The following is a 20,105-nucleotide window of genomic DNA, read 5'->3' as shown; positions in this document are numbered from 1 at the left end:
AGGAGTCGCACATGACAGCGGAGCTGCTGACCGACACCCCGGGCCGCGAGACTGCCCTGGCCGACGCCCGACGGGCCCGAGGAAACCAACTCGCCCGCGCCGCACAGTGGTTCGCGGGAACCCGGAACGATCCCTACGGCCTGATCCTGCGCTCCGGCACCGAGGACCCCCGCCCCTACGAGGAGCGCATCCGCGCCGAGGGGCCGCTGTTCCACAGCGCGCCGCTCGACACCTGGGTGACGGCCGACCGAGCCGTCGCCGATGAGGTCGTCGCCGGCTCCGCCTTCGACGGCCCCGGACCCGGCCCGGAGGCCGCCGCCGCTGACGGGCTCCCGTACCGCAGCGCCGCGCTCGCCGTGGACCGGGAGACCGCCGCCCGCCTGGCCCCGCTCACTGCCCTCGGCGGCCCCATGCTGTGGGCCCCGGAGGAGGAGTGCGTGGAGAAGCGGACGGTGAAGCTCGCCCGTGCGATCCTCGCCGGGCTCGGCGACCGCTTCGACCTCGCCGAGGACTTCGCACGCCGCCTCGTCGGCCAGGTGATCGCCGAACAGCTCGGACTGCCCGAAGCCGCCCACACGCGGTTCGTCCGGATCCTGCCCGACTGCCGGCACGCCCTCGACGGACTGCTCTCCCCCCAGCCCCACGCCGTCGTCCGCACCGCGGAGCGGGCCGAGGCCACCCTCTCCGCGCTGCTCACCGACGGACTCCACGAGGCCGGTGCCGACACCGTCCGGGCCGCCCGGACGCTCGCCGTCGGCGCCGCCGAGACCACCGCCGTGCTCATCGCCAACTCCGTGCGCGGGCTGCTCGCCGAACCCGGTGCCTGGCAGCGGCTGGCCGCCGATCCCGCCCTGGCCGCCACTGCCGTCGAGGGCACCCTGCGCCAGGCCCCGCCCGTCCGGCTGGAGACCCGCACCGCCCGCGCCAACACCGTCCTCGCGGGCACCGAACTGCCCGCCGGCAGCCGCGTCACCCTCCTCGTCGCCGCTATCAACCGCGACCCGAAGGCCCCTGCGGACGCCGCACCCTTCGGCCTCCCCACCGACCTGCACTTCGCGCTCTCCGGCTGGCTGGTCACGGTGATCGCCCGCGCGGCGCTCGGCGCGCTCGCCGAGGCCCTGCCCGCCCTGCGCACCGCCGGCGAGGAGGTCGTGCGGCTGCGCTCACCGGTCCTGGGCGCCCCGGCGCGCTTCCCCGTCGCCAGGACCGCCTGATGGCCGGAGCCGGCCGCAGCGGCGGCCCCTGCCACCGAGGACCACGACCCCGACCGCGAAGAGCCAGACAAGGGCGGACGATGCCATGCGCGTACTGATCACGTGCTTCGCGCACAACACGCACTACTACAACCTGGTGCCGCTGGCCTGGGCGCTGCGCGCCGCCGGGCACGACGTCCGGGTGGCCAGCCAGCCGGCGCTCACCGACGTCATCAACGGCTCCGGGCTGACCGCCGTACCCGTCGGCGACCTCGACTCGATCGTCGAGCTGATGACGCAGATCGGCGGCGACCCCACCCCGTACCAGGCGGGCTTCGACTTCGCCGACACGGTCACCGAGCCGATCGGCTGGGAGCACGCCCTCGGCCAGCAGACCATGATGACGGCCATGTCGTTCGCGCCGCTCAACGGCGACACGACCATCGACGCCATCGTGGAGTTCGCCCGCGCCTGGCGGCCCGACCTGGTGCTCTGGGAGCCCTTCACATACGCCGGACCCGTCGCCGCGCACGTCACGGGCGCAGCCCACGCCCGCCTGCTGTGGGGCCCCGACGTGGTCCTCAACGCGCGCCGTCAGTTCCTCGAACTGCTCGCCGCACAGCCCGAGGAGCGCCGCGAGGACCCGATGGGCGAATGGCTGACGTGGACCCTCGAACGCTTCGGTGCCACCCCCGACGCCGCCGCCGTCGAGGAGGTCGTCCGAGGGCAGGCCACCGTCGACCCGGCCCCGGCGAGCCTGCGCATACCCGTGCCCGGCGAACTGCTGCCGATGCGCTACGTCCCCTACAACGGGCCCGCCGTCGTACCGGACTGGCTGCACACCCCGCCCGCCCGGCCGCGCGTCTGCGTCACCCTCGGCGTCTCCGCCCGAGAGACCTTCGGCCGCGACGCGGTGCCCTTCGAGGAACTGCTGCACGCCCTCGGCGACATCGACGCCGAGATCGTCGCGACCTTCGACGCGACCCAGCTCCAGGACCGCGAGGCCCTCCCCGCCAACATCCGGGTCGTCGACTTCGTCCCGATGGACGCACTGCTGCCGACCTGCGCCGCGATCGTCCACCACGGCGGCGCCGGCACCGGCTACACCGCCACCCTGCACGGCGTGCCCCAGATCATCGTGGCCTCCCTGTGGGACGCCCCGCTCAAGGCCCGCCTGCACGAGCGGCAGGGGGCCGGCATCGACCTGCCGCCCGAGAAGCTCGACGCCGCCTCCCTGCGCGAAGCGGTCGTACGGGCCCTCACCGACCCCTCGATCACCGCGGCCGCGCACCGGCTGCGCGACGAGGCCCTCGCCGACCCGGCGCCGGCCGAACTCGTCCCGGCCCTCGAACGCCTCGCGGCCCGACGGGGCCGCCCCCACACCGCACACCCCAGCCAAGGAGAGACGACGTGACCACCACCGAAGCCCCCGCGGACAGCGGCTACGCGGACGGCATAGCCCGCCTCTACGACCTGGTCCACCAGGGCAAGGGCAAGGACTACGCGAACGAGGCGGCCGACCTGGCCGCCCTGGTCGCCTCCCGCGCCCCCGGCGCCCGCAGCCTCCTCGACGTGGCCTGCGGCACCGGCCTCCACCTGGAACACCTCACCCGGGCCTTCGACACCGTCGAGGGCGTGGAGATCTCCGCGGACATGCGGGACATCGCCGTACGCCGCAACCCGGACGTCCCCGTCCACCTCGGCGACATGCGCGACTTCGCGATCGGCACCACCTTCTCCGCTGTCACCTGCATGTTCAGCTCCATCGGCCACATGCGCGACCAGGCCGAACTCGACGCGGCCCTGGCCCGCTTCGCGGCCCACCTCGAACCGGGCGGCGTCGTCCTGGTCGAACCCTGGTGGTTCCCCGCCACGTTCACCCCGGGCTTCGTCGGCGCGTCCATCACCGAGGCCGAGGGCAAGACCGTCTCCCGCGTCTCGCACTCGCGGCTGGAGGGCGACGCCACCCGCATCGACGTGCACTACCTGATCGCCGAGCCCGGCCAGGACATCGCGCACCTCTCCGAGACCCACCTCATCACCCTCTTCACGCGCGAGGCCTACGAGCTGGCCTTCGTCCGCGCCGGCCTCGCCGTCGAGTTCCAGGAGGGCGGCCCGTCCGGGCGGGGCCTCTTCATCGGCGTCCGGACGTGACGACCGCGTGATCGAGGAGATCCTCCCGCCCGGGACGGTCTCGGCCGACACCCACGGGGAGTTCCCGCCGGAACTCCTCTTCGCGCAGGAGCGGGCCCTGGTCCGCGACGCCGTCGAGGAGCGGCGCCGCGAGTTCGCCACGGCCCGCGTGTGCGCCCACCGGGCGCTCGCCGCCCTCGGGCGGGCCGCCGGGCCGGTGCTCACCGGCCGCCGCGGCGAACCCCTGTGGCCCGCCGGCACGACCGGCTCCCTCACCCACTGCGAGGGCTACCGGGGCGCCGCCCTGGCGCCCGCCGACCGCTGGCGGGCGCTGGGCATCGACGCGGAGCCGCACCTGGCGCTGCCGCCGGGCGTGACCCGGGGAGTCGCCTCGGCCACCGAGCGCGAGCAGCTGCGCGAACTCGCCCGCCGCCACCCCGGCACCCACTGGGGCCGGCTGCTGTTCAGCGCCAAGGAGTCCGTGTTCAAGGCCTGGTCCCCGCTCACCCACCGGACCCTGGACTTCGACTCCGCAGAACTCGAACTCGACCCGGCCGCACGGACGTTCACCGCCCGGATGCGGATCCCCGGACCGGTGCTCGACGGCCGGGCCCTGACCGGGCTGACCGGCCGGTGGACGGTGGCGGACGGAATCCTGCTGACCGCCGTGGCCGTCCCGGCCCCGGCCCGCCGATCCTCCGGCACCGCTCGGGATCCGTTCGCGCCGTGAGGCAGAACAGCTCGTGAACCGGCGGAGTAACGCCCCGCCCGTTCCCGGGACTTCCCGCCCGCCGGGCCCGCCCGGCCCGCGCCCACCCCTCCCGCGCCCCCGCGCCGCGGCGAACCTGCCAGCGTAGGTACGGGGCGCGCCGCCGCTCAAGGTGTTCGGAGAACCCCCCGGCGCCCCGGCACGGCCCTCCCGCGGTGGCCCGGTCACCGCGGCTGCCGCCGACCTGCCCGCCGGAAGCCGGTTGACGCCCTGTCGGCGGGCCGGTTACGTTCCCCGGGTCGTCAGGATCAGGCCGATTCATCCGCTGGGGGGCTGGGATGACAGAGGAGGACTCGCAGACCGGGACCGAGGTCCTGCACATTCTCGAACTCCTCGCGGAGGAGGCACCGGCCCACGCGTACGAGCAGCTCGTCGCCCGCGCCCGCCGCTCCGGCGCCGCGCCCCACCTGATCGACCAGCTGACCCGCGCCAAGGGCCTCGCCCTGGAAGTCAACGCCCTCTTCGAGAGGCGCCGCCAGCGCGAGGCCGAACTCGCCGCGCTCGTCGGCACCGCCCTCGACCTCACCGCGCCCTCCCGGCTCGACGCCACCCTCCGTCTGATCACCCGCCGCGCCCGGCTGCTGCTCAACACGGACCTCGCCTGCACCGCCCTGGCCGACGAGACCACCGGAGACCTGACCGTGGGCACCGCGGACGGTGCCGTCAGCGCCCGCACCGCCGGCCACCGCATACCCGCGGCCGCCCTCGCCGGCGGCACCCTGGGCGAACTGCCGGGCCCCTTCTGGACCGCGGACCATCTGGCCGACGACGGGGCCGGCCACACGGACGCCCTCGAAGACCTCCTGCAGGCCGAGTCCCTCCACGCCGTGCTCGGCGTCCCGCTGCGCGCCGGCGACCGCTGCCTGGGCTTCCTCTACGTGGCCGAGCGCAGGACCCGGCACTTCACCCCTGACGACGTGTCGCTCATGTGCTCCCTCGCCGACCTCTCCGCCGTCGCCATCGAGACCTCCCGCCTGCTGGAGACCGTGCAGGCCGCCAACACCGTCCTCGAGGACGCCGGGACCAGGGCCCGCGCCGGACTCAGTGACGCCCTGCAGGCCAAGAACCTCCAGGACGACCTGGTCCGCCTCGTCCTGGAGGGCATCGGCATGGACGAACTCCTGGCCCGCGCCGTCGCCGAGCTGGGCGGCGGCATCTCCGTCCGGGGTCCGGGCGGCGAACGCCTCGCCGGGCACGGCCACACCCCCCGCCCCGACAGTGCCGAACTGGAGCGCGTACGGCTCAACGCCGCGGCCACCGGCATCGCCTGCCCGCTGACCGGCGGCACCCTGGTCGTGCCGCTCTCCGTCCGTTCCGAGGACGTCGGCTCGCTCCACTTCCACCCTGCGGAGCCGGCCACCGGCACCTCGGGGTGGCCCGGCGAGAAGATCCTCTCCTACGCACGCACCGTGTCCCTGCTGCTCGTCATGCAGCGTTCCACGGACGTCGGGGGGCGGGCCGACGACGACCTCCTGGAGGACCTCGTCACCTGGGACGGGTCCGCCGAGGGCCTGGAGCGGCGCTCCCGGCGGCTGGCGGACCGTCTGGAACGCCCCCACGTCATGGTCGTCGCCCGTCCCCGTAACGCGGCGGCCGACCTCGTCGAGAGCTGGGCCGCCGGCCACGCCCGCCGCCACCGGGGCATGAAGACCGTCCAGGGCGACCGGCTCGCCCTCCTCCTGCCCGGGGACGACCCGGCCGCCTGCGCCGCCCAGGTCCGCGCGGAACTCGCCGAGGCCACCGGCGCACCCGTCACGGCGGGGGCGGCCCGGGTCGCCCGGGGCCCGGACGCGGTCCGCCGCGCCCACCAGGAGGCCGTCCGCTGCCTGGACGCCCTCACCGCGCTCGGCGGCGCCGGGCGCTCGGCCGCCGCCCGCGACCTCGGGTTCATCGGCATGCTGCTCGGCGACGAGCACGACGCCCCCGGGTTCGTGGAACGCACCCTCGGCCCGCTCCTCGACCACGACGCCGAGCGGTTCGGCAACCTCGTCGAGACCCTCGACGGCTGGTTCACCGCCGCCGGCAGCCCCACCCGGGCCGGCGAGATCCTCTACGTCCACCCCAACACGGTCTCCCGCAGGCTGGAGCGCATCACCCAGCTGCTCGGCCCGGACTGGCAGCAACCGGAACGCTCGCTGGAACTCCAGCTCGCCCTGCGCCTGCAACGGGCACGTATCTTCCAGAGTCCCGCACCCGACGACCCCCGGTCATGGGAACCGGCGTGAGCGCGACCCGGCCGACGTGCGGCCGGCGCGCCCCCGGGCCCAGCAGCCGCACCGCGTGCGCCAGCGACACCAGGGTCACGTGCCGGTGCCAGCCGTGGTACGAGCGGCCCTCGAAGTCCAGCGCCCCCACCGGCAGGCTCGTGCCCGTGAAATCGGCATCGGCCCGCCCGATCAGCCTGCCCAGCCCCAGCAGTGTGCTCCGGCTCGCACCGGCCAGGTTCGTCAGCCACAGCTCCGATGCCTCGCGGCTGTTCGGCGACCACACCCCCACCAGCGTCAGCGGCGCGTCCGCCGACGGCACCCCGTCGAACGCCTGACGCGGCCCAGGCAGCCGTACCGGCAGCAGGGACACCAGCGAGGTCTTCGGCAGCCCCCTACCCACCGGCTCGAACCACTCCACCGGCCGGCGCTGGGAGCGTGCCAGTTCGGCGAGGTGTCCCGCCGGGGCCGACACGGACCGGCTCCCGCTACCGGACAGAGCCGGGGCCAGCAGGCCCGTACTGCCACCGATCCGCAGCAGGAAGGGCAGCCCGGCCCGGGAGAAGGCCCGCACCATCGAGGGCACCGCCTCCTCGCGTGCGTCCGTCACCACGGGCAGCCGGGTCACCCCCCAGCCCGCCGTCTCCAGCGCCATGTCCAGGACGAGGCCCTCCGCGGAACCGGCGTCCACCGAGTCGGGTATCGCCGCCCGCTGGCGCATCTCGGTGTCCTCCAGCCAGTCGCCGGACAGCGACAGCCGCCAGTTCACCGGGGCCGATGCGGCCCCCGAGGCCAGCCAGAGTCCGTACCCGTGCTGGCTGTTGACCACCTGCCCGAGCTGCGGGACGAACCGGCGCCCCACGCCCACCGAATGACGGCCCGTCTTCGGAATGACCAGCGGGCGCACCACCCAGGCCTTCGGCGCGAGCAGCTGGTCCATCCGGGCCGCCAGCTCCGCCCGCAGCGGGGACCAGTCCCACGTCGAGCAGCTGATGAAGTGGTGCAGGCTCTGCTCCGCCGCCGGCTCGTCCGTGCTCGCGGCCAGATTGCGCATCGTCTTGCGGCCCGGGGCGTGCAGGAGCCCGTTCACGTACAGCTCGCCCTTGTGCCGCTGGTCGCGGCGGCGCAGCGAGGACAGCACCGACGCGACCAGGGCCCGTGACGCACCGGCCGCCGGACCGGGCGGCAGGGCCGGGGCTTCCACCGTGTGGAGAGTGGCACTCATGACGCTCCTCGGGGTCTCGACGCCCGGAATCCGCCGGGCCCGGAGCTGCGATCGCTGGGACCCCTCCACCGTCTCCGGCGGCCCGGCCGAGGCCCAGGTAGGTCGGATACACACTTTCCGGCCCGCACCCCCTCGGCCCTCCTCGTGCCGCGGTGCGCGCCCCGCACCGGCGGCGGGTGGTGGCCCCGCCACCACGCTCCGGCCCGCGGCCCCGGCTGTCGCCCCGTCAGCGCCCCGGCCCCGCCGGGCTCAAGCGATCCTTGAGCGTTCGAGCCCTTGTGGCACGGAGAAAAATGCCCGAACTCCGTAGAGTGTGACGGGCCGACCTCGTCTCCTGCGGCCCGTTCCGTGAGCGTGGAAGCACGCGCTCCACGCGCGCACACCCCCGCCACGAGTGGCTGGGACCGCCTCTCGGCGGACATCCGCCTCACCGGCCTCCTCGCCCCCCCGACCCCCACCCCAGTGAGAGGAAACGCATGACCGCGACAGATCACGAGCCCACCGCCGCCGGCGGCGGCCGCATCGCCGCCGCCGACGCCATCGACACCACCCAGGAAACCGGCATGCGCCGTGTCCCGGCCCTGTCCACCGAACTCCGGGACGTCGTCGAAGTCGAGCAGCGCCAGGTCCGCCTGGAGCGCGTGGTGCTCGTCGGCGTGTGGACCTCCGGCACGGTCGCGGAGGCCGAGAGCTCCCTCGCCGAGCTCGCCGCCCTCGCCGAGACCGCGGGCGCTCTGGTCCTCGACGGTGTCATCCAGCGCCGCGACAAGCCGGACCCGGCCACGTACATCGGCTCGGGCAAGGCCGGGGAGCTGCGCGCTCTCGTCGAATCCACCGGTGCGGACACCGTGGTCTGCGACGGCGAGCTGAGCCCCGCCCAGCTCGTCCGCCTGGAGGAGTTCGTCAAGGTCAAGGTGGTCGACCGGACCGCCCTGATCCTCGACATCTTCGCCCAGCGCGCCACCTCCCGCGAGGGCAAGGCACAGGTCGCGCTCGCGCAGATGCAGTACATGCTGCCGAGGCTGCGCGGCTGGGGCGCCTCACTGTCCCGGCAGATGGGCGGCGGTGGCGGCGCGGGCGGTGGCATGGCCACCCGAGGCCCCGGCGAGACGAAGATCGAGACGGACCGGCGCCGGCTGCGCGACAAGATGGCCAAGATGCGCCGGGACATCGAGGAGATGAAGACCGCCCGCGACCTCAAGCGGCAGGAACGGCGCCGCAACCAGGTCCCTTCGGTCGCCCTCGCCGGCTACACCAACGCGGGCAAGTCCTCGCTGCTCAATCGCCTCACCGGCGCCGAAGTCCACGTCCAGAACGCCCTGTTCGCCACCCTCGACCCGACGGTGCGCCGCAGCGAGACGCCCGGCGGGCGGGCCTACACCCTGGCCGACACCGTCGGCTTCGTGCGACACCTGCCGCACCAGCTCGTCGACGCGTTCCGCTCCACTCTGGAGGAGGTCGCGGAGGCGGACCTCATCCTGCACGTGGTCGACGGCTCGCACCCCGACCCGGAGTCCCAGATCGAGGCCGTGCGCACGGTTATCGGCGAGATCGGCGGAGAGGGCGTGCCGGAGCTCGTCGTCATCAACAAGGCGGACGCGGCGACGGCCGACGCGCTCGCGCGGCTCAAGCTCGCCGAGCCGACGGCGATCGCGGTGTCGGCCCGTACCGGCGAGGGCATCGAAGACCTCCTGGCCCGCGTCATGGAGGAACTCCCGCACCCCGACATCGAGGTGGAGGTGCTGGTCCCCTACACGGAGGGGCAGCTGGTGGCGCGCGTCCATGACTCGGGTGAGGTGCTGGAGGAGTCGCACGAGGAGAACGGCACCCGCCTGAAGGCGAACGTCGACGCCCCCCTCGCCGCCGATCTGGAGGCCTACACCGCCTGACACGCCCCACGGGCCGGCCCCCTCCCGAATGCCTCGGGAGGGGGCCGGCCCGTGTGCGGGATCCCGTGGGTCAGTGGGCGCGGGTGGTGAAGTCGCGGACGGAGGAGAGGACGTACTCGATCATCTCCTCGGTGATGCCCGGGTAGACACCGATCCAGAAGGTCTGGTCCGTGATCAGATCGCTGTTGGTCAGCGGCTCGGCGATCCGGTGCGGCCGCTCGGCGTACGCGGGGTGGCGGGTCAGGTTGCCCGCGAAGAAGCGGCGCGTGTGGATGCGCCGCGACTCCAGGAAGTCCACCAGCGCGGCGCGGGTGTAGGCCGCGTCCGGGTCCACCGTGATCAGGAAGCCGAACCAGCTCGGGTCGCTGTCCGGCGTCGGCTCCGGGAGCAGCAGGCCGGGCAGCCCGTCGAGCCCGGCGCGCAACAGGGCCCAGTTGCGGCGGCGGGCGGCGCCGAACTCCTCGATGCGCCCCAGCTGGCTCAGGCCCAGGGACGCCTGCAGGTCGGTCGCCTTCAGGTTGTACCCGACGTGGGAGAAGATGTACTTGTGGTCGTAGCCGTGCGGCAGCTTCCCCATCTGCTGGTCGAAGCGCTTCATGCAGCGGTTGTCCTCGCCCGGCTCGCACCAGCAGTCCCGGCCCCAGTCGCGGAAGGACTCCACGATCCGCGCCAGCACCAGGTTGCTCGTCAGGACGCAGCCGCCCTCGCCCATCGCGATGTGGTGGGCGGGGTAGAAGCTGGTGGTCGACAGGTCGCCGAAGGAGCCGGTGCGCTTGCCCCGGTAGGTGGAGTCGACCGCGTCGCAGTTGTCCTCGACGAAGAACAGGCCTCGCTCCTCGGCGAGTTGAGCGACCTCCTCGACCTGGAACGGGTTGCCCAGGGAGTGCGCGATCATGATCGCGCGGGTCTTCGGCCCGATGGCCGCGGCGATCCGCTCGGGGGTCGTGTTGTACGTGCCCAGCTCGACGTCCACGAAGACCGGCACCAGGCCGTTGTGCAGGATCGGGCTGACCGTGGTCGGGAAGCCCGCCGCCACCGTGATGACCTCGTCGCCCGGCTTCAGGCGCTGCTCCTCCAGCTGCGGGGAGGTCAGGGAGCTCAGCGCCAGCAGGTTCGCGGAGGAGCCGGAGTTCGTCAGGTGGGCCTTGCGGGTGCCGATGAAGCGGGCGAAGTCCCGCTCGAAGCGCCGGGAGCTGACGCCGGCGGCGATCCGCATGTCGAGCGCCGCGGAGACCAGCGCCAGCCGGTCCTCCTCGCTCAGCACGGCGCCTGAGACCTGTACCGGGGAGACACCTGGCTCGAAGGGGCCCGGAGCCTGCTCCCGGTGGTACTCACGGACGAGCTCCGCGATCCGGTCCTTGGTCTCGCCCATGGTCGTTCCCTTCTGATGGCACCGCTGACGGAACCGTGAGCCTAGGCCCGAAAACACATCGAACCGGTGGAGCGCCGCTTGATTTCATCAGGTCGGGGAGGAATGGCGTCGGGTGGCGAAAAATCTTCTGTCGAGACCGAAAGGGGCTCGCCGGACGGTCGCTCGGATGGCACACTAAAAATGCTCTGGAACATGCTCAGGAGGTAATGCATGACTGATACGCCGGAAACCAACGCGGCCGAAACCGAAGCGGCCGGAACGAATGCCGTCGAAACCGACGTCGTCGAGACCAGCGCCGTCGAGACCAATGCCGCCGAGACCGACGCCAAGCGCAAGTTCCAGGAGGCTCTGGAGCGCAAGTCCCGCAACGCCAGGTCCCAGCAGGCGCATCACGAGGCGCGGCTGAAGATCAACGGCGCCAGTGGTCTCAACCGCCAGCACCGGAATTTCCGCCGCAAGGCCGGCTGACTCCGGACGGGCATTTCTGAGGGTCGCCGCGATCCCCTCCCGGGGGGTCGCGGCGACCCTTTTTTCGTGCGCTCGGTGATTCCTCTCCGGAAGGCCCGTCGGAGTTTCCCTGGATTCTCGCTGGAGAATCACTCGATGATTTCCTGGAATGAGCTCTGCATTCCGGCCGAAATATGTTCCGTCGGAGGGTGCGGTGATTGTCTTCCCACGCGGGCACGAGTGCGAGCGTGCGAGAGAGAGCGAGCGTGTGGGAGAGAGAGTGAGCGTGTGGGAGAGCGGCCCGGGGGACAGCCCTCAGGCGGCCAGCGCGGCCCGGTCCAGCTTGCCGTTGTGCGTCAGCGGCAGCCGGTCCAGGTAGCGGATCCGCTGCGGCATCATGTGGGCCGGCAGCCGCGCTGCGAGCGCCCCGCGGACCGTGCCCGCCGGGACGGCCTCGCGTTCCGCCACGACGTACGCGGTGAGGGACTGGTCCCCGTGAGGGCTGTCCGTCACCAGGCAGGCCGCGCCCGAGACACCCGGCACCGCGCGCAGCGCCGACTCGATCTCGCCCAGTTCGATGCGGAAGCCGCGCAGTTTGACCTGGCCGTCCTGACGGCCCGCGTAGTACAGCAGCCCGTTCTCGTCGGCCACGGCCCAGTCACCGCTGCGGTAGTGCCGGCCGGAGCCGTCGCCCGGGTCGACGAAGCGCTGAGCGGTCAGTTCCGGGCGTCCCATGTAGCCGTTGCCGACCCCGCTCCCGCCGACCCACATCTCGCCCTGCTCCCCGGCCGGGACGGGCCGGCCCCCGGCGTCGCGCAGCGAGACCGACAGGTGCGGCAGCGGACGCCCGAGTGGCGTACGGCCTGGCGCCGCACCCTCCAGAACGGCAGGGGTGAGCGGGCAGTACGTGACGTGGACCGTGGTCTCGGTGATCCCGTACATGTTGACCAGTTCGGCGTCCGGGGCGATCCCGGCCGCCCACCAGCGCCTCACATCGGCGGGGATCAGAGCCTCGCCGCCGAAGACGACCCGGCGCAGTGCGGGCAGCCGTACCTTCTCGGCGATGGCCTCGGCGGTCAGGTTGCGGAAGGCGGAGGGCACCTGGTTGAGGACGGTGACGCCCCGGCTCGCGAGCAGACGGGCGAACTCCAGGGGTTCCGTGGCGGTCTCACGGTCGACGACGACCGTGCGGCCGCCGTACAGCAGCGGGCCCCACAGCTCCCACACACTGAAGTCGAAGCTGAGCGAGTGGAACAGCGTCCACACGTCGTCCGGGCCCGTGCCCAGCAGTGGTACCGCCGCGTCCAGCAGGGCCAGCACCTGACCGTGTCCGACGACGCAGCCCTTGGGGGCACCGGTGGACCCGGACGTGTGGATGACGTAGGCGGTGTCGTCGGGCACCCGGCGGCCGCCCGGTGCTGCGTCCGCCCCGGACACGGTCCGGGCCGCCAGGACGAACGGGCCCGCCTTCGCGACCGGGACCTCCCCGTCCAGCAGCCCGCTGTCGGAGACGACCAGTTCGCACCCCGAGTCCCGCAGGAGGTACTCCTGGCGGGCGGCCGGGTAGCCGGGGTCGATGGGTACGTACGCGGCGCCGGAACGCAGAATGCCCAGGACGGCTCCCGGGGCGTAACGGGTCCGGGCGGCACGCAGCGCGACCAGCCGGCCGGGCCCGGTGCGGCCCTCCAAGCGGCGCGCGACGGCGTCGGCCAGCCAGTCCAGTTCGAGGTAACTCACCTCGCCCCCGGCGTCGGACACGGCGGTGCGGGCGGCGTTGCGGGCGGCCACCGCGGTGAACCGGGTGTCGATGCGGCCGGCGGAGGCGGCGGTCATCGGACGTCCTGCAGAACGGCCTCGGTCACGGAGGGAGCCGGTGCCAGGGCGTGCACCAGGTAGCTGGCGACGTCACCCGGCGTGGTGCCCCGGCCGAAGACCCGGTCCGCGCCCAGCGTCGCCGCCGCATCCGGATCGAAGCGGGGACCGCCGACCACCAGCAGGGGCCGTTCGTGCTCGGCGAATTCGGCGCGCAGTTCGGCGCTGAGCTCCCGGACGTTGGTGAGGTGGGCGTCCCGCTGGGTGACGGCCTGTGAGACGAGGACGGCGTCGGCACCCTCGGAGCGGGCCCGGCGCACCAGATCACCGACCGGGACCTGTGCGCCCAGGTTCAGGACCCGCATCTGCTTGTAGTACTCCAGGCCCTTCTCGCCGGCGAAGCCCTTGATGTTGAGGATCGCGTCGATCCCCACGGTGTGTGCGTCCGTGCCGATGCAGGCCCCGAGGACCACGAGCCTGCGGCCGAGCCTGTCGCGTACCGCCGCGTCGGCGTCCTTGGCTGCCAGCAGGGGGTAGCCGCGCTCGGCGATCACGATCCGGTCGAGGTCCACGGAGTGGGTCACGGCTCCGTACACGACGAAGAAGCTGAAGTCGCTGCCGCCGACCGCCTTGCTGTGCACGACCATCGGGCGCTCCATGCCCATACGGCGGGCCAGTTGCAGCGCGGCGCCCTCGGCCAGCGGGCCGTGCGGCAGCGGCAGGGTGTAGGACAGCTGCACCATGCCGTCGTCGGTGGTGTCGCCGTACGGGCGGACGACGCCGCCGTGCCGCGTGTCGCCGTACGGGGAAGCGGTGTTGCTGGGATCGGTGCTCATCCGCCCTCGTTTCCTTCCAGGAGATCGGCGGCCGGATTGCGGTAGCCGGGCGCGCGCGCCACGACGCCGTCGGAGCCCCGGCCGCCGTCCGAGGGGCGCCGCATCCCGCCGAACGTGCCCTGCCCGATGGCGTGCAGCAGCCCCCGGTCGCAGATGTTCTCCAGCAGGTCCACCGCCTCGCCGAGCACCTGGTGGGCGCGGTTCGCGATGAACCCGCCCGGCGCGGGGCGGAAGTCCTCGGCGAGCGAACCCGCCGAGCCAAGGACGTAGCGGACGTTGCGCAGCGCCAGGTCGCGGTCGGACAGGAACGGTGTCACGACGGCCTCGGTCATCATTCCGACCAGCAGGATGTTCTGTCCGGTCAGCGCGCCCGCGAGGTTGAAGAAGCCGTTGAGGAGATAGCCGCGGAAGACGTCACCGGTCATGTGCCGGGTCGGCGGCATCCACTTCAGCGGTGCGTCGGGGAACAGCTCCCGGGCGAGCATCGCGTGCGCCAGCTCCAGACGGAACGAGTCCGGCCGGTCCGGGTCGATCTCGAAGGCGTGACCGAGACCGAGCTGCCCGTCCGGGAGCCCCGCCTCCTTGGCGAAGTACTCGTTCAGGAGCTGACTCGCCGTCACCGTGTGGGCGGCGTCCACGGCGTCCGCGGTCGTGAGGTAGTTGTCCTCGCCGGTGTTGATGACGATGCCGGCACGGGCGTGCAGCTGCCGGGAGAAGCGCTGGTCGACGAAGGTGCGCACCGGGTTGATGTCGCGGAAGAGGATTCCGTACATCGAGTCGTTGAGCATCATGTCGAGGCGTTCGAGACCGGCCAGTGCGGCGATCTCCGGCATGCACAGGCCGGACGCGTAGTTCGTGAGCCGTACGTAGCGGCCGAGCTCGGCCGACACCTCGTCGAGCGCGGCCCGCATCAGCCGGAAGTTCTCCTGGGTGGCGTACGTGCCGGCGTAGCCCTCGCGGGTCGCGCCCTGCGGCACGTAGTCCAGCAGCGACTGACCCGTCGAGCGGATCACCGCGATCACATCGGCGCCGCCGCGCGCCGCCGCCTGCGCCTGCCGGATGTCCTCGTAGATGTCGCCGGTCGCCACGATCAGATAGAGCCAGGGAGAGGGAGGGTCACTCAGGTCGCCGACCAGCCGCTCCCGTTCGGCGCGCCGGGTGTCGATGGCGGCCAGGCCCCGGGCGACCGCGGAGTGGGCCGTCCGGGCGGCCTGCTCGGCGTCCTCGCCCTCGGGGACGCGGAACTGCACGGTACGGGCGGTGGCGTGGGCCGCCAGGGCGGTCAGGTCGTGGTACGGCCCGGTGCGCAGGGCGTCCCAGACCGGCAGGCAGACGCCGTGTTCCAGACCGACGGAGTCGGCCACGGCGTCGACGAGCCGGTTCACCCAGGGGATGCCCTCGGCGTCGGCGCCGTTGAGTCCGGCCAGGCGCAGGGTGGCGCGCTCCACGGAGGCGGTGGTGTGGGAGCGGGCGAGCTCGACGACGGGGCGGCCGACCCGGGCGGCCAGCGCGCGGGCGCGGGCGACGGTGCCCGGATCGAGGCCCAGTTTGCCTGCGACGGGCGGCGCGGGGGCGCTCACCGCCCGGCTCCGTCGCCTGCGGGGACCCGCACCCGGTCGAACAGAGCGCGCACGCCCGGCTCCTCGCGCACGAGGTCGAGGGCCAGGGCGCTGTGGCCGGGCTGGTATCCGTTGCCGATCAGCAGCGTGACATCGCGGGCCAGCCCCTCGGCGCCGAGCGCGGCGGTGCTGAACGATGTCGCCATCGAGAAGAACGCCACGGTGCCGCCGTCCCGTGTGGCCAGGATCGCGGCGTGCTCGCAACCCGCCACGTCGGTGCAGACGACCGTCACGTCGGCGGGGCCGCCACGGCTCTCGATCAGCGCGTGCAGGGCGACGGCGTCCCGGGCGTCCGCCCGTACCACCTCGTCGGCGAGGCCGGCGGCGGTCAGGGCCGTCTCCTCGGCGGAGCCGGGCACCACGCCGGTGATCCGGCCGGCACCGGCGCGGCGGGCGGCGGCGAGCGACAGGGAACCGGACTTGCCGCCGGCGCCGAGCACCAGCACCGAGGGAGCGGTTCCACGGTGCGCGTACGCGGTGACGAGGCGCGCGGTCAGCGCCGGGGCGCCGCACACGTCCAGTACCGACAGGGCCAGTTCGTCGGGGAGGTCGTCCGGGAGCAGGGCGGCGACGGAGCGGCCGAACAGGATGGCGTGACCGCGCGCCGGGACCCGCTCGCTCAGCCCGTCCCAGTCGCGCAGTCCGTCCGTGATCTCCAGCGGCGTCAGGGTCAGTGACACCAGGGTCGCCACCCGGTCGCCGGGGCGCAGACCCAGCGGTGAGGCGGGCCCCACCTCGGCGACGGTGCCGATCAGCATGCCGCCGGACCCGGTCACCGGGTTGTGCATCTTGCCGCGGTTCCGCACGAGCGCGCACACCGCGGCCCGCACGGCGTCGCCGTCCCCGCCGTGCTCCTCGCGCAGTTGCCGGAACGACGCGGCGTCCAGATTCAGACAACTGACGTCGATACGGACCTCGTCCGGGGCCGGCCGGGGATCGGTGTCGAGCCGGAGGGCCGCCTGCGGCAGCACGCCCCTGGGCTCGCGCACCCGGTGCAGCCCCAGTGCGGACGCGGTGTCCACCGGTGCGGTCGTCATGACGCCCCGCCCATCAGCGCCTGTGCGCTCGTCCACCACTCCCGGCCCGCCCGGGGCAGCGTGTGCACCGGGTCGTAGTAGTGGTGCACCCGCTCCAGCGCCGCCGGGTCGTCGTGGTCGACGGTCGTGCGGTAGTTCTTCGTCCAGGAGGATATGCCGCGCTCCCGGTCGTAGCCGTCCACCTGGTCCACCCAGCGCTTGCCGACGTACGGCACGTCGCAGACCAGCCGCGGGGTCGCGAACCCGGGCAGGTAACCCATCAGTGAGTGCTGCAGTTCCTGGGCGCGCGCCAGCGGCAGCCGCCAGTGCTCGGCGCCGGGGATCATGTCGCAGAGGTAGAAGTAGTAGGGCATGATCCCGGCGGAGTCGAGCAGCGCGAAGCACAGGTCGAGCAGCCCCTCCGTCGTGCCGTTGACCCCGTCGAGCAGTACGCCCTGGTTGCGTATGTCGCGCAGGCCCGCGTCGAGCAGAGCCCGGGACGCCTCCGCGACCAGCGGGGTGATCTGCTGGGCGGCGTTGGCGTGGGTGTGCAGGGCCAGCGACACCCCCCGCGCGCGGGCCTCGGCGGACAGTTTCGCGACCCCGTCGACGACCTGCGGGGCGAGCCAGTGCTGCGGCAGCCCGATCAGGCCCTTGCTGGCCAGCCGGATGTCCCGGATCGAATCGATCTCCAGGAGCCGGCCGACGAACGACGCGAGCCTGGGCCAGGGCACGTTGGCCACGTCGCCGCCCGAGACGACGACGTCCCGCACCGTCGGGGTGGCCCGCAGGTAGTCGATCATGCGGTCCAGCCGGTCGGCGGGGCGCATCACGAAGCGGTACTTGGTGATCTGCGGCGTGGAGGTGCCGACGAGATCCATCCGGGTACAGTGCCCGCAGTACTGCGGGCACGTGCTCACCAGTTCGGCGAGCACCTTGGTCGGATACCGGTGGGTCAGCCCCTCCACCGCCCACATCTCCGCCTCGTGCAGTGAGTCGCGGGAGGCGAGCGGATGGCTCGGCCACAGCGGATGCCGGTCGGAGGCGACCGGCAGCATGTAGCGGCGTACCGGGTCCTCGTACCAGGCGGCGGTCTCCACCCCGGTGTGCGGGGCGATCGTGTTCAGGACGTGCGGCGGCAGCAGGATCGACATCGTCGCGTGGTGGCGCTGGTCCGCCTCGACGTCGTCGTAGAACACGTCGTCGAGACCGGGGCCCGCCACCGCGCGCAGCTCGCGGACCCCCTTGACGCAGTGCGAGCGCTGCCACTGGGCATCGCGCCATTCCCGCTCGGTGACGTCGCGCCAGCCGGGGAAGCGGCGCCAGTCGGGTTCCACCGCCTCGTGACGGCGGTAGGCGTAGGGCTGCGGGAGACTTTCGACGGGGCTGTCCGCAAGGGCGGCCTCGGCACGGAGTGAACGGGACACCATGTTCCTCGGAATTCCTCGGGCGGACTGGCGGACGACCGGTCAGCGGGTGAGCCGGTAGACGAGCAGACCTTCCTGGTCGCGCTCGGGCTGGAGCTCGAACCCCGCGCGCTCCATGACGCGCTGCGAGGTGACGTTGTCCTCGGTGGTCGTGGCGACGACCGTGTCCAGGCCGCTCTGCCGCAGGGTCCAGGCGGCGAGCTCGCCCAGGGCCTCGGTGGCGTAACCCTGGCCCCGGGCCTGCTCGGTGAGGTCGAAGCCGATCTCCGCCGAGCCGTCGGCGGGCGGACCGTGGAAGCCCATCGCGCCGACCACCACGACGTCCTCCGCCCGGAGCAGCAGGTACATGCCCCAGCCGGGCACATGGACTCCGGCGCCGGCGGCACGGGTGAGCATCTTCGCCGCGATCCGGGTCTCCGCGCTGGGGGTGCCGCCCAGCCATTCGAGCCCGGCCGTGCCGCCCCCGGTGAGCTGCTCGGCCTCCTCGGGCAGCACCTCGCGCAGCCACAGCCGCGGGGTCACCAGCAGCTGCACGGCGGGACGGGCGGCGTCCTCGGCGACCGCCCGGCGCACCGGGGCGGGGCGGCCGTCCTTCCACAGCTCGGAGATCCGGTCCAGGCAGGCCTGTTCGCCGCCGGTCCAGCCGGTGGCGAGCCAGCCGTCGGGCAGATTGCTGCCGGTCGGCCACAGGGCGTACTGCTGCCGGTCGTTGACGATGACTGCGTGCGTCACAGAGTTCTCCATGGGGGTGTACGGCCCGTCAGCCGACAGGGTCGATCAGGTCGAGGGCGTCCATCAGCCGCACCAGATCCTTGGCGGATCCGAGGGAGACCCGCAGATATCCGGCACATCCGAAACGCCCGGCGTCGCGGACGAGAATGTCATGGTCCCGCTCCAGCAGCCGTTCGGCTGCGGCCGAGTCGGAGACCCGTACGGCCACGAAGTTCGTCGCCGAGGGCAGCGACCGCCGCCCCCTGCGCTCCAGTTCGCCCCGGAACCAGGCCCGTTGCAGCGCGTTCTGCCGGCGTACCTCGTCCAGATGGCCGCGGTCCGCGAGCGCGGCCACGGCGGCGGCCTGGGCGACGGCGTTCGCGCTGAACGGCATCGTGCCCTGGACCTCGCGCAGCCGGGCGACGAGCTCGGGGCTGCCCACGGCGTAGCCGATCCGCAGGGCGGCCAGCCCGTACGCCTTGGAGAACGTGCGCAGCGACAGCAACGGGGCGCCGCTGCCGAGGTGGTCGAGGAGCCGGGGAGTGCCCGCCGGGGCGAACTCCAGGTACGCCTCGTCGACCACCAGGGGAGTGCCGGTGACGGCGGCCCGCTCGACCAGCAGCTCCATGCGGTCGCGGTCCAGCACGGCGCCGGTCGGGTTGTGCGGGTGGCAGATGTAGACGATGCCCGCCCGCTCCATCGCGGCGGCGACGGCGTCGGCGTCCACCCGGACGCCGTCGAGCGGGATCTCCTGGCAGCCGCGCCCCACGGCCTCCAGACAGACGCGGTAGCCGGGGAAGGTGCCCGCGGTGGTGAGGCCGGGGCGGTCGCGGTCGCCGAGCGCGAGCGCGGACAGCAGCACCAACTCGTCGCTGCCGTTGGCGACGGCGACCTGGTGCTCCCCGACGCCGAGCCGCTCCGCGATGGCCCGCAGGGGCGCCGAGCGGGCCGGATCGGGGTAGACGGACGTCGGGTCGAGGGCCTCGTGCGCGGCCAGCAGCGCCCGTGGGCTGGCGCCGTGGGCGTTCTCGCTCAGATGCAGGCGCACCGGACCGGGACGCACGGCGGCGACCGTCACGCGGCGTCTCCCAGCAGGATGCCGAAGCAGTAACTGCCGGGCTCCGCCTCCAGTGTGACGAAGCGGTGCTCGGCACCGGCCGGCACATGCAGCAGCGCCGGGGAGGACAACTCGTGTGTCTCGTTCTCGACGGTCACCTCGATGCGGGCGCCGCCCGGAGTGGGTGAGACGAGGAAGTAGATCTCGGCCACCTCGTGCCGGTGCGGATCGGCGACGGGCCTGCCCACCAGATGATCGACGGGCCCGCCCGCGACCTGGACCGGCACACCGCCGAACATGTCCGCGGTGAGGTAGAAGGGGGCCGGCTGGTGGTGGCCGGCCACCGGCAGGAACTGCGGGATGTCGGTGCGGATCTCAGCGGTTGCCACGCAGGC

Annotated in this window: 16 protein-coding genes and 1 pseudogene; 7 read left to right on the top strand and 10 right to left on the bottom strand. The window is 73.2% G+C overall.

Annotation, left to right across the window (positions count from 1 at the left end):
- The first annotated feature begins 11 nt into the window (after window positions 1-11).
- The 5 genes from EDD93_RS38875 (at window position 12) to EDD93_RS38855 (ending at window position 6,320) form a co-directional block, all read left to right on the top strand.
- Window positions 12-1,214 (top strand): hypothetical protein, encoded by a 1,203-nt coding sequence (locus EDD93_RS38875; RefSeq protein ID WP_123531776.1) that lies wholly within the window; start codon window positions 12-14, stop codon window positions 1,212-1,214.
- An 85-nt stretch (window positions 1,215-1,299) separates the two neighbouring features.
- A complete protein-coding gene (locus EDD93_RS38870) occupies window positions 1,300-2,607 on the top strand; it encodes an activator-dependent family glycosyltransferase (protein WP_123531774.1) in 1,308 nt (435 codons plus the stop codon).
- The gene (locus EDD93_RS38865) at window positions 2,604-3,347 is read left to right on the top strand and encodes a bifunctional 2-polyprenyl-6-hydroxyphenol methylase/3-demethylubiquinol 3-O-methyltransferase UbiG (protein ID WP_123531772.1); all 744 of its coding nucleotides are present in this window, start codon (window positions 2,604-2,606) and stop codon (window positions 3,345-3,347) included. The genes EDD93_RS38870 and EDD93_RS38865 overlap by 4 nt, the downstream gene beginning before the upstream one ends.
- A 7-nt stretch (window positions 3,348-3,354) precedes the next feature.
- Window positions 3,355-4,056: a 4'-phosphopantetheinyl transferase gene (locus EDD93_RS38860; RefSeq protein WP_123531770.1), complete on the top strand. Its 702-nt coding sequence runs from the start codon at window positions 3,355-3,357 to the stop codon at window positions 4,054-4,056.
- 317 nt (window positions 4,057-4,373) lie between these two features.
- Window positions 4,374-6,320, top strand: coding sequence for a helix-turn-helix domain-containing protein (locus tag EDD93_RS38855; RefSeq protein ID WP_123531768.1), 1,947 nt, complete (start codon window positions 4,374-4,376; stop codon window positions 6,318-6,320).
- Window positions 6,321-6,822: 502 nt separating this feature from the next.
- Here EDD93_RS38855 and EDD93_RS40665 read toward each other — a convergent pair.
- Window positions 6,823-7,524 (bottom strand): annotated as a pseudogene (locus tag EDD93_RS40665) (IS701 family transposase); the annotation flags it as partial.
- 476 nt (window positions 7,525-8,000) lie between these two features.
- On the opposite strand from EDD93_RS40665, the gene hflX reads away from it, so the two are divergent.
- Window positions 8,001-9,413 carry a GTPase HflX gene (gene hflX, locus EDD93_RS38845; RefSeq protein WP_123531765.1) on the top strand — a complete coding sequence of 471 codons (1,413 nt, stop codon included), beginning with the start codon at window positions 8,001-8,003 and terminating at the stop codon, window positions 9,411-9,413.
- A 70-nt stretch (window positions 9,414-9,483) separates the two neighbouring features.
- On the opposite strand, the gene rfbH is transcribed toward hflX, so the two are convergent.
- Window positions 9,484-10,785, bottom strand: a complete 1,302-nt coding sequence (gene rfbH / locus EDD93_RS38840; RefSeq protein WP_123531763.1) for a lipopolysaccharide biosynthesis protein RfbH — start codon at window positions 10,783-10,785, stop codon at window positions 9,484-9,486.
- 210 nt (window positions 10,786-10,995) lie between these two features.
- On the opposite strand from rfbH, the gene EDD93_RS38835 reads away from it, so the two are divergent.
- On the top strand, window positions 10,996-11,253 hold the full coding sequence (locus EDD93_RS38835) for a DUF5302 domain-containing protein (RefSeq protein ID WP_123531761.1): 258 nt from the start codon (window positions 10,996-10,998) through the stop codon (window positions 11,251-11,253).
- A 294-nt stretch (window positions 11,254-11,547) separates the two neighbouring features.
- Here EDD93_RS38835 and EDD93_RS38830 read toward each other — a convergent pair whose 3' ends face one another.
- From EDD93_RS38830 to EDD93_RS38795, 8 genes are read right to left on the bottom strand one after another with little or no spacing between them, the layout of a single operon-like run.
- Window positions 11,548-13,065 (bottom strand): amino acid adenylation domain-containing protein, encoded by a 1,518-nt coding sequence (locus EDD93_RS38830; protein ID WP_123531759.1) that lies wholly within the window; start codon window positions 13,063-13,065, stop codon window positions 11,548-11,550.
- A complete protein-coding gene (locus EDD93_RS38825) occupies window positions 13,062-13,880 on the bottom strand; it encodes an OAM dimerization domain-containing protein (protein WP_123531757.1) in 819 nt (272 codons plus the stop codon). Before EDD93_RS38825 ends, EDD93_RS38830 begins: the two co-directional genes overlap by 4 nt.
- Window positions 13,877-15,460 carry a lysine 5,6-aminomutase subunit alpha gene (locus tag EDD93_RS38820; protein ID WP_123531754.1) on the bottom strand — a complete coding sequence of 528 codons (1,584 nt, stop codon included), beginning with the start codon at window positions 15,458-15,460 and terminating at the stop codon, window positions 13,877-13,879. Before EDD93_RS38820 ends, EDD93_RS38825 begins: the two co-directional genes overlap by 4 nt.
- Window positions 15,457-16,536: an L-erythro-3,5-diaminohexanoate dehydrogenase gene (locus tag EDD93_RS38815; protein ID WP_123531752.1), complete on the bottom strand. Its 1,080-nt coding sequence runs from the start codon at window positions 16,534-16,536 to the stop codon at window positions 15,457-15,459. The genes EDD93_RS38820 and EDD93_RS38815 overlap by 4 nt, the downstream gene beginning before the upstream one ends.
- On the bottom strand, window positions 16,533-17,945 hold the full coding sequence (locus EDD93_RS38810; RefSeq protein ID WP_260256158.1) for a KamA family radical SAM protein: 1,413 nt from the start codon (window positions 17,943-17,945) through the stop codon (window positions 16,533-16,535). The genes EDD93_RS38815 and EDD93_RS38810 overlap by 4 nt, the downstream gene beginning before the upstream one ends.
- A 39-nt stretch (window positions 17,946-17,984) precedes the next feature.
- The gene (locus EDD93_RS38805) at window positions 17,985-18,674 is read right to left on the bottom strand and encodes a GNAT family N-acetyltransferase (RefSeq protein WP_185092672.1); all 690 of its coding nucleotides are present in this window, start codon (window positions 18,672-18,674) and stop codon (window positions 17,985-17,987) included.
- Window positions 18,675-18,702: 28 nt separating this feature from the next.
- Window positions 18,703-19,731: a histidinol-phosphate transaminase gene (locus EDD93_RS38800; protein WP_123531748.1), complete on the bottom strand. Its 1,029-nt coding sequence runs from the start codon at window positions 19,729-19,731 to the stop codon at window positions 18,703-18,705.
- Complete coding sequence (locus tag EDD93_RS38795; RefSeq protein WP_123531900.1) at window positions 19,728-20,099, bottom strand: cupin domain-containing protein; 372 nt, start codon at window positions 20,097-20,099, stop codon at window positions 19,728-19,730. The genes EDD93_RS38800 and EDD93_RS38795 overlap by 4 nt, the downstream gene beginning before the upstream one ends.
- Window positions 20,100-20,105 lie beyond the last annotated feature (6 nt).

It is taken from the genome of Streptomyces sp. 840.1, assembly GCF_003751445.1.
In the GTDB taxonomy this organism is placed as follows: domain Bacteria; phylum Actinomycetota; class Actinomycetes; order Streptomycetales; family Streptomycetaceae; genus Streptomyces.
The sequence above is the reverse complement of the archived record's forward strand: the minus strand, read 5'-3'. Positions and strand labels throughout refer to the sequence as shown.

What these genes read in the sequence shown, in the direction of transcription:
- EDD93_RS38855 (WP_123531768.1), top strand. Translation starts at nt 4,374, where the DNA reads ATGACAGAGGAGGACTCGCAGACCGGGACCGAGGTCCTGCACATTCTC.
- rfbH (WP_123531763.1), bottom strand. Translation starts at nt 10,785, where the DNA reads ATGGGCGAGACCAAGGACCGGATCGCGGAGCTCGTCCGTGAGTACCAC.
- EDD93_RS38835 (WP_123531761.1), top strand. Translation starts at nt 10,996, where the DNA reads ATGACTGATACGCCGGAAACCAACGCGGCCGAAACCGAAGCGGCCGGA.
- EDD93_RS38875 (WP_123531776.1), top strand. Translation starts at nt 12, where the DNA reads ATGACAGCGGAGCTGCTGACCGACACCCCGGGCCGCGAGACTGCCCTG.
- EDD93_RS38825 (WP_123531757.1), bottom strand. Translation starts at nt 13,880, where the DNA reads ATGAGCACCGATCCCAGCAACACCGCTTCCCCGTACGGCGACACGCGG.
- EDD93_RS38870 (WP_123531774.1), top strand. Translation starts at nt 1,300, where the DNA reads ATGCGCGTACTGATCACGTGCTTCGCGCACAACACGCACTACTACAAC.
- hflX (WP_123531765.1), top strand. Translation starts at nt 8,001, where the DNA reads ATGACCGCGACAGATCACGAGCCCACCGCCGCCGGCGGCGGCCGCATC.
- EDD93_RS38830 (WP_123531759.1), bottom strand. Translation starts at nt 13,065, where the DNA reads ATGACCGCCGCCTCCGCCGGCCGCATCGACACCCGGTTCACCGCGGTG.
- EDD93_RS38815 (WP_123531752.1), bottom strand. Translation starts at nt 16,536, where the DNA reads ATGACGACCGCACCGGTGGACACCGCGTCCGCACTGGGGCTGCACCGG.
- EDD93_RS38810 (WP_260256158.1), bottom strand. Translation starts at nt 17,945, where the DNA reads ATGGTGTCCCGTTCACTCCGTGCCGAGGCCGCCCTTGCGGACAGCCCC.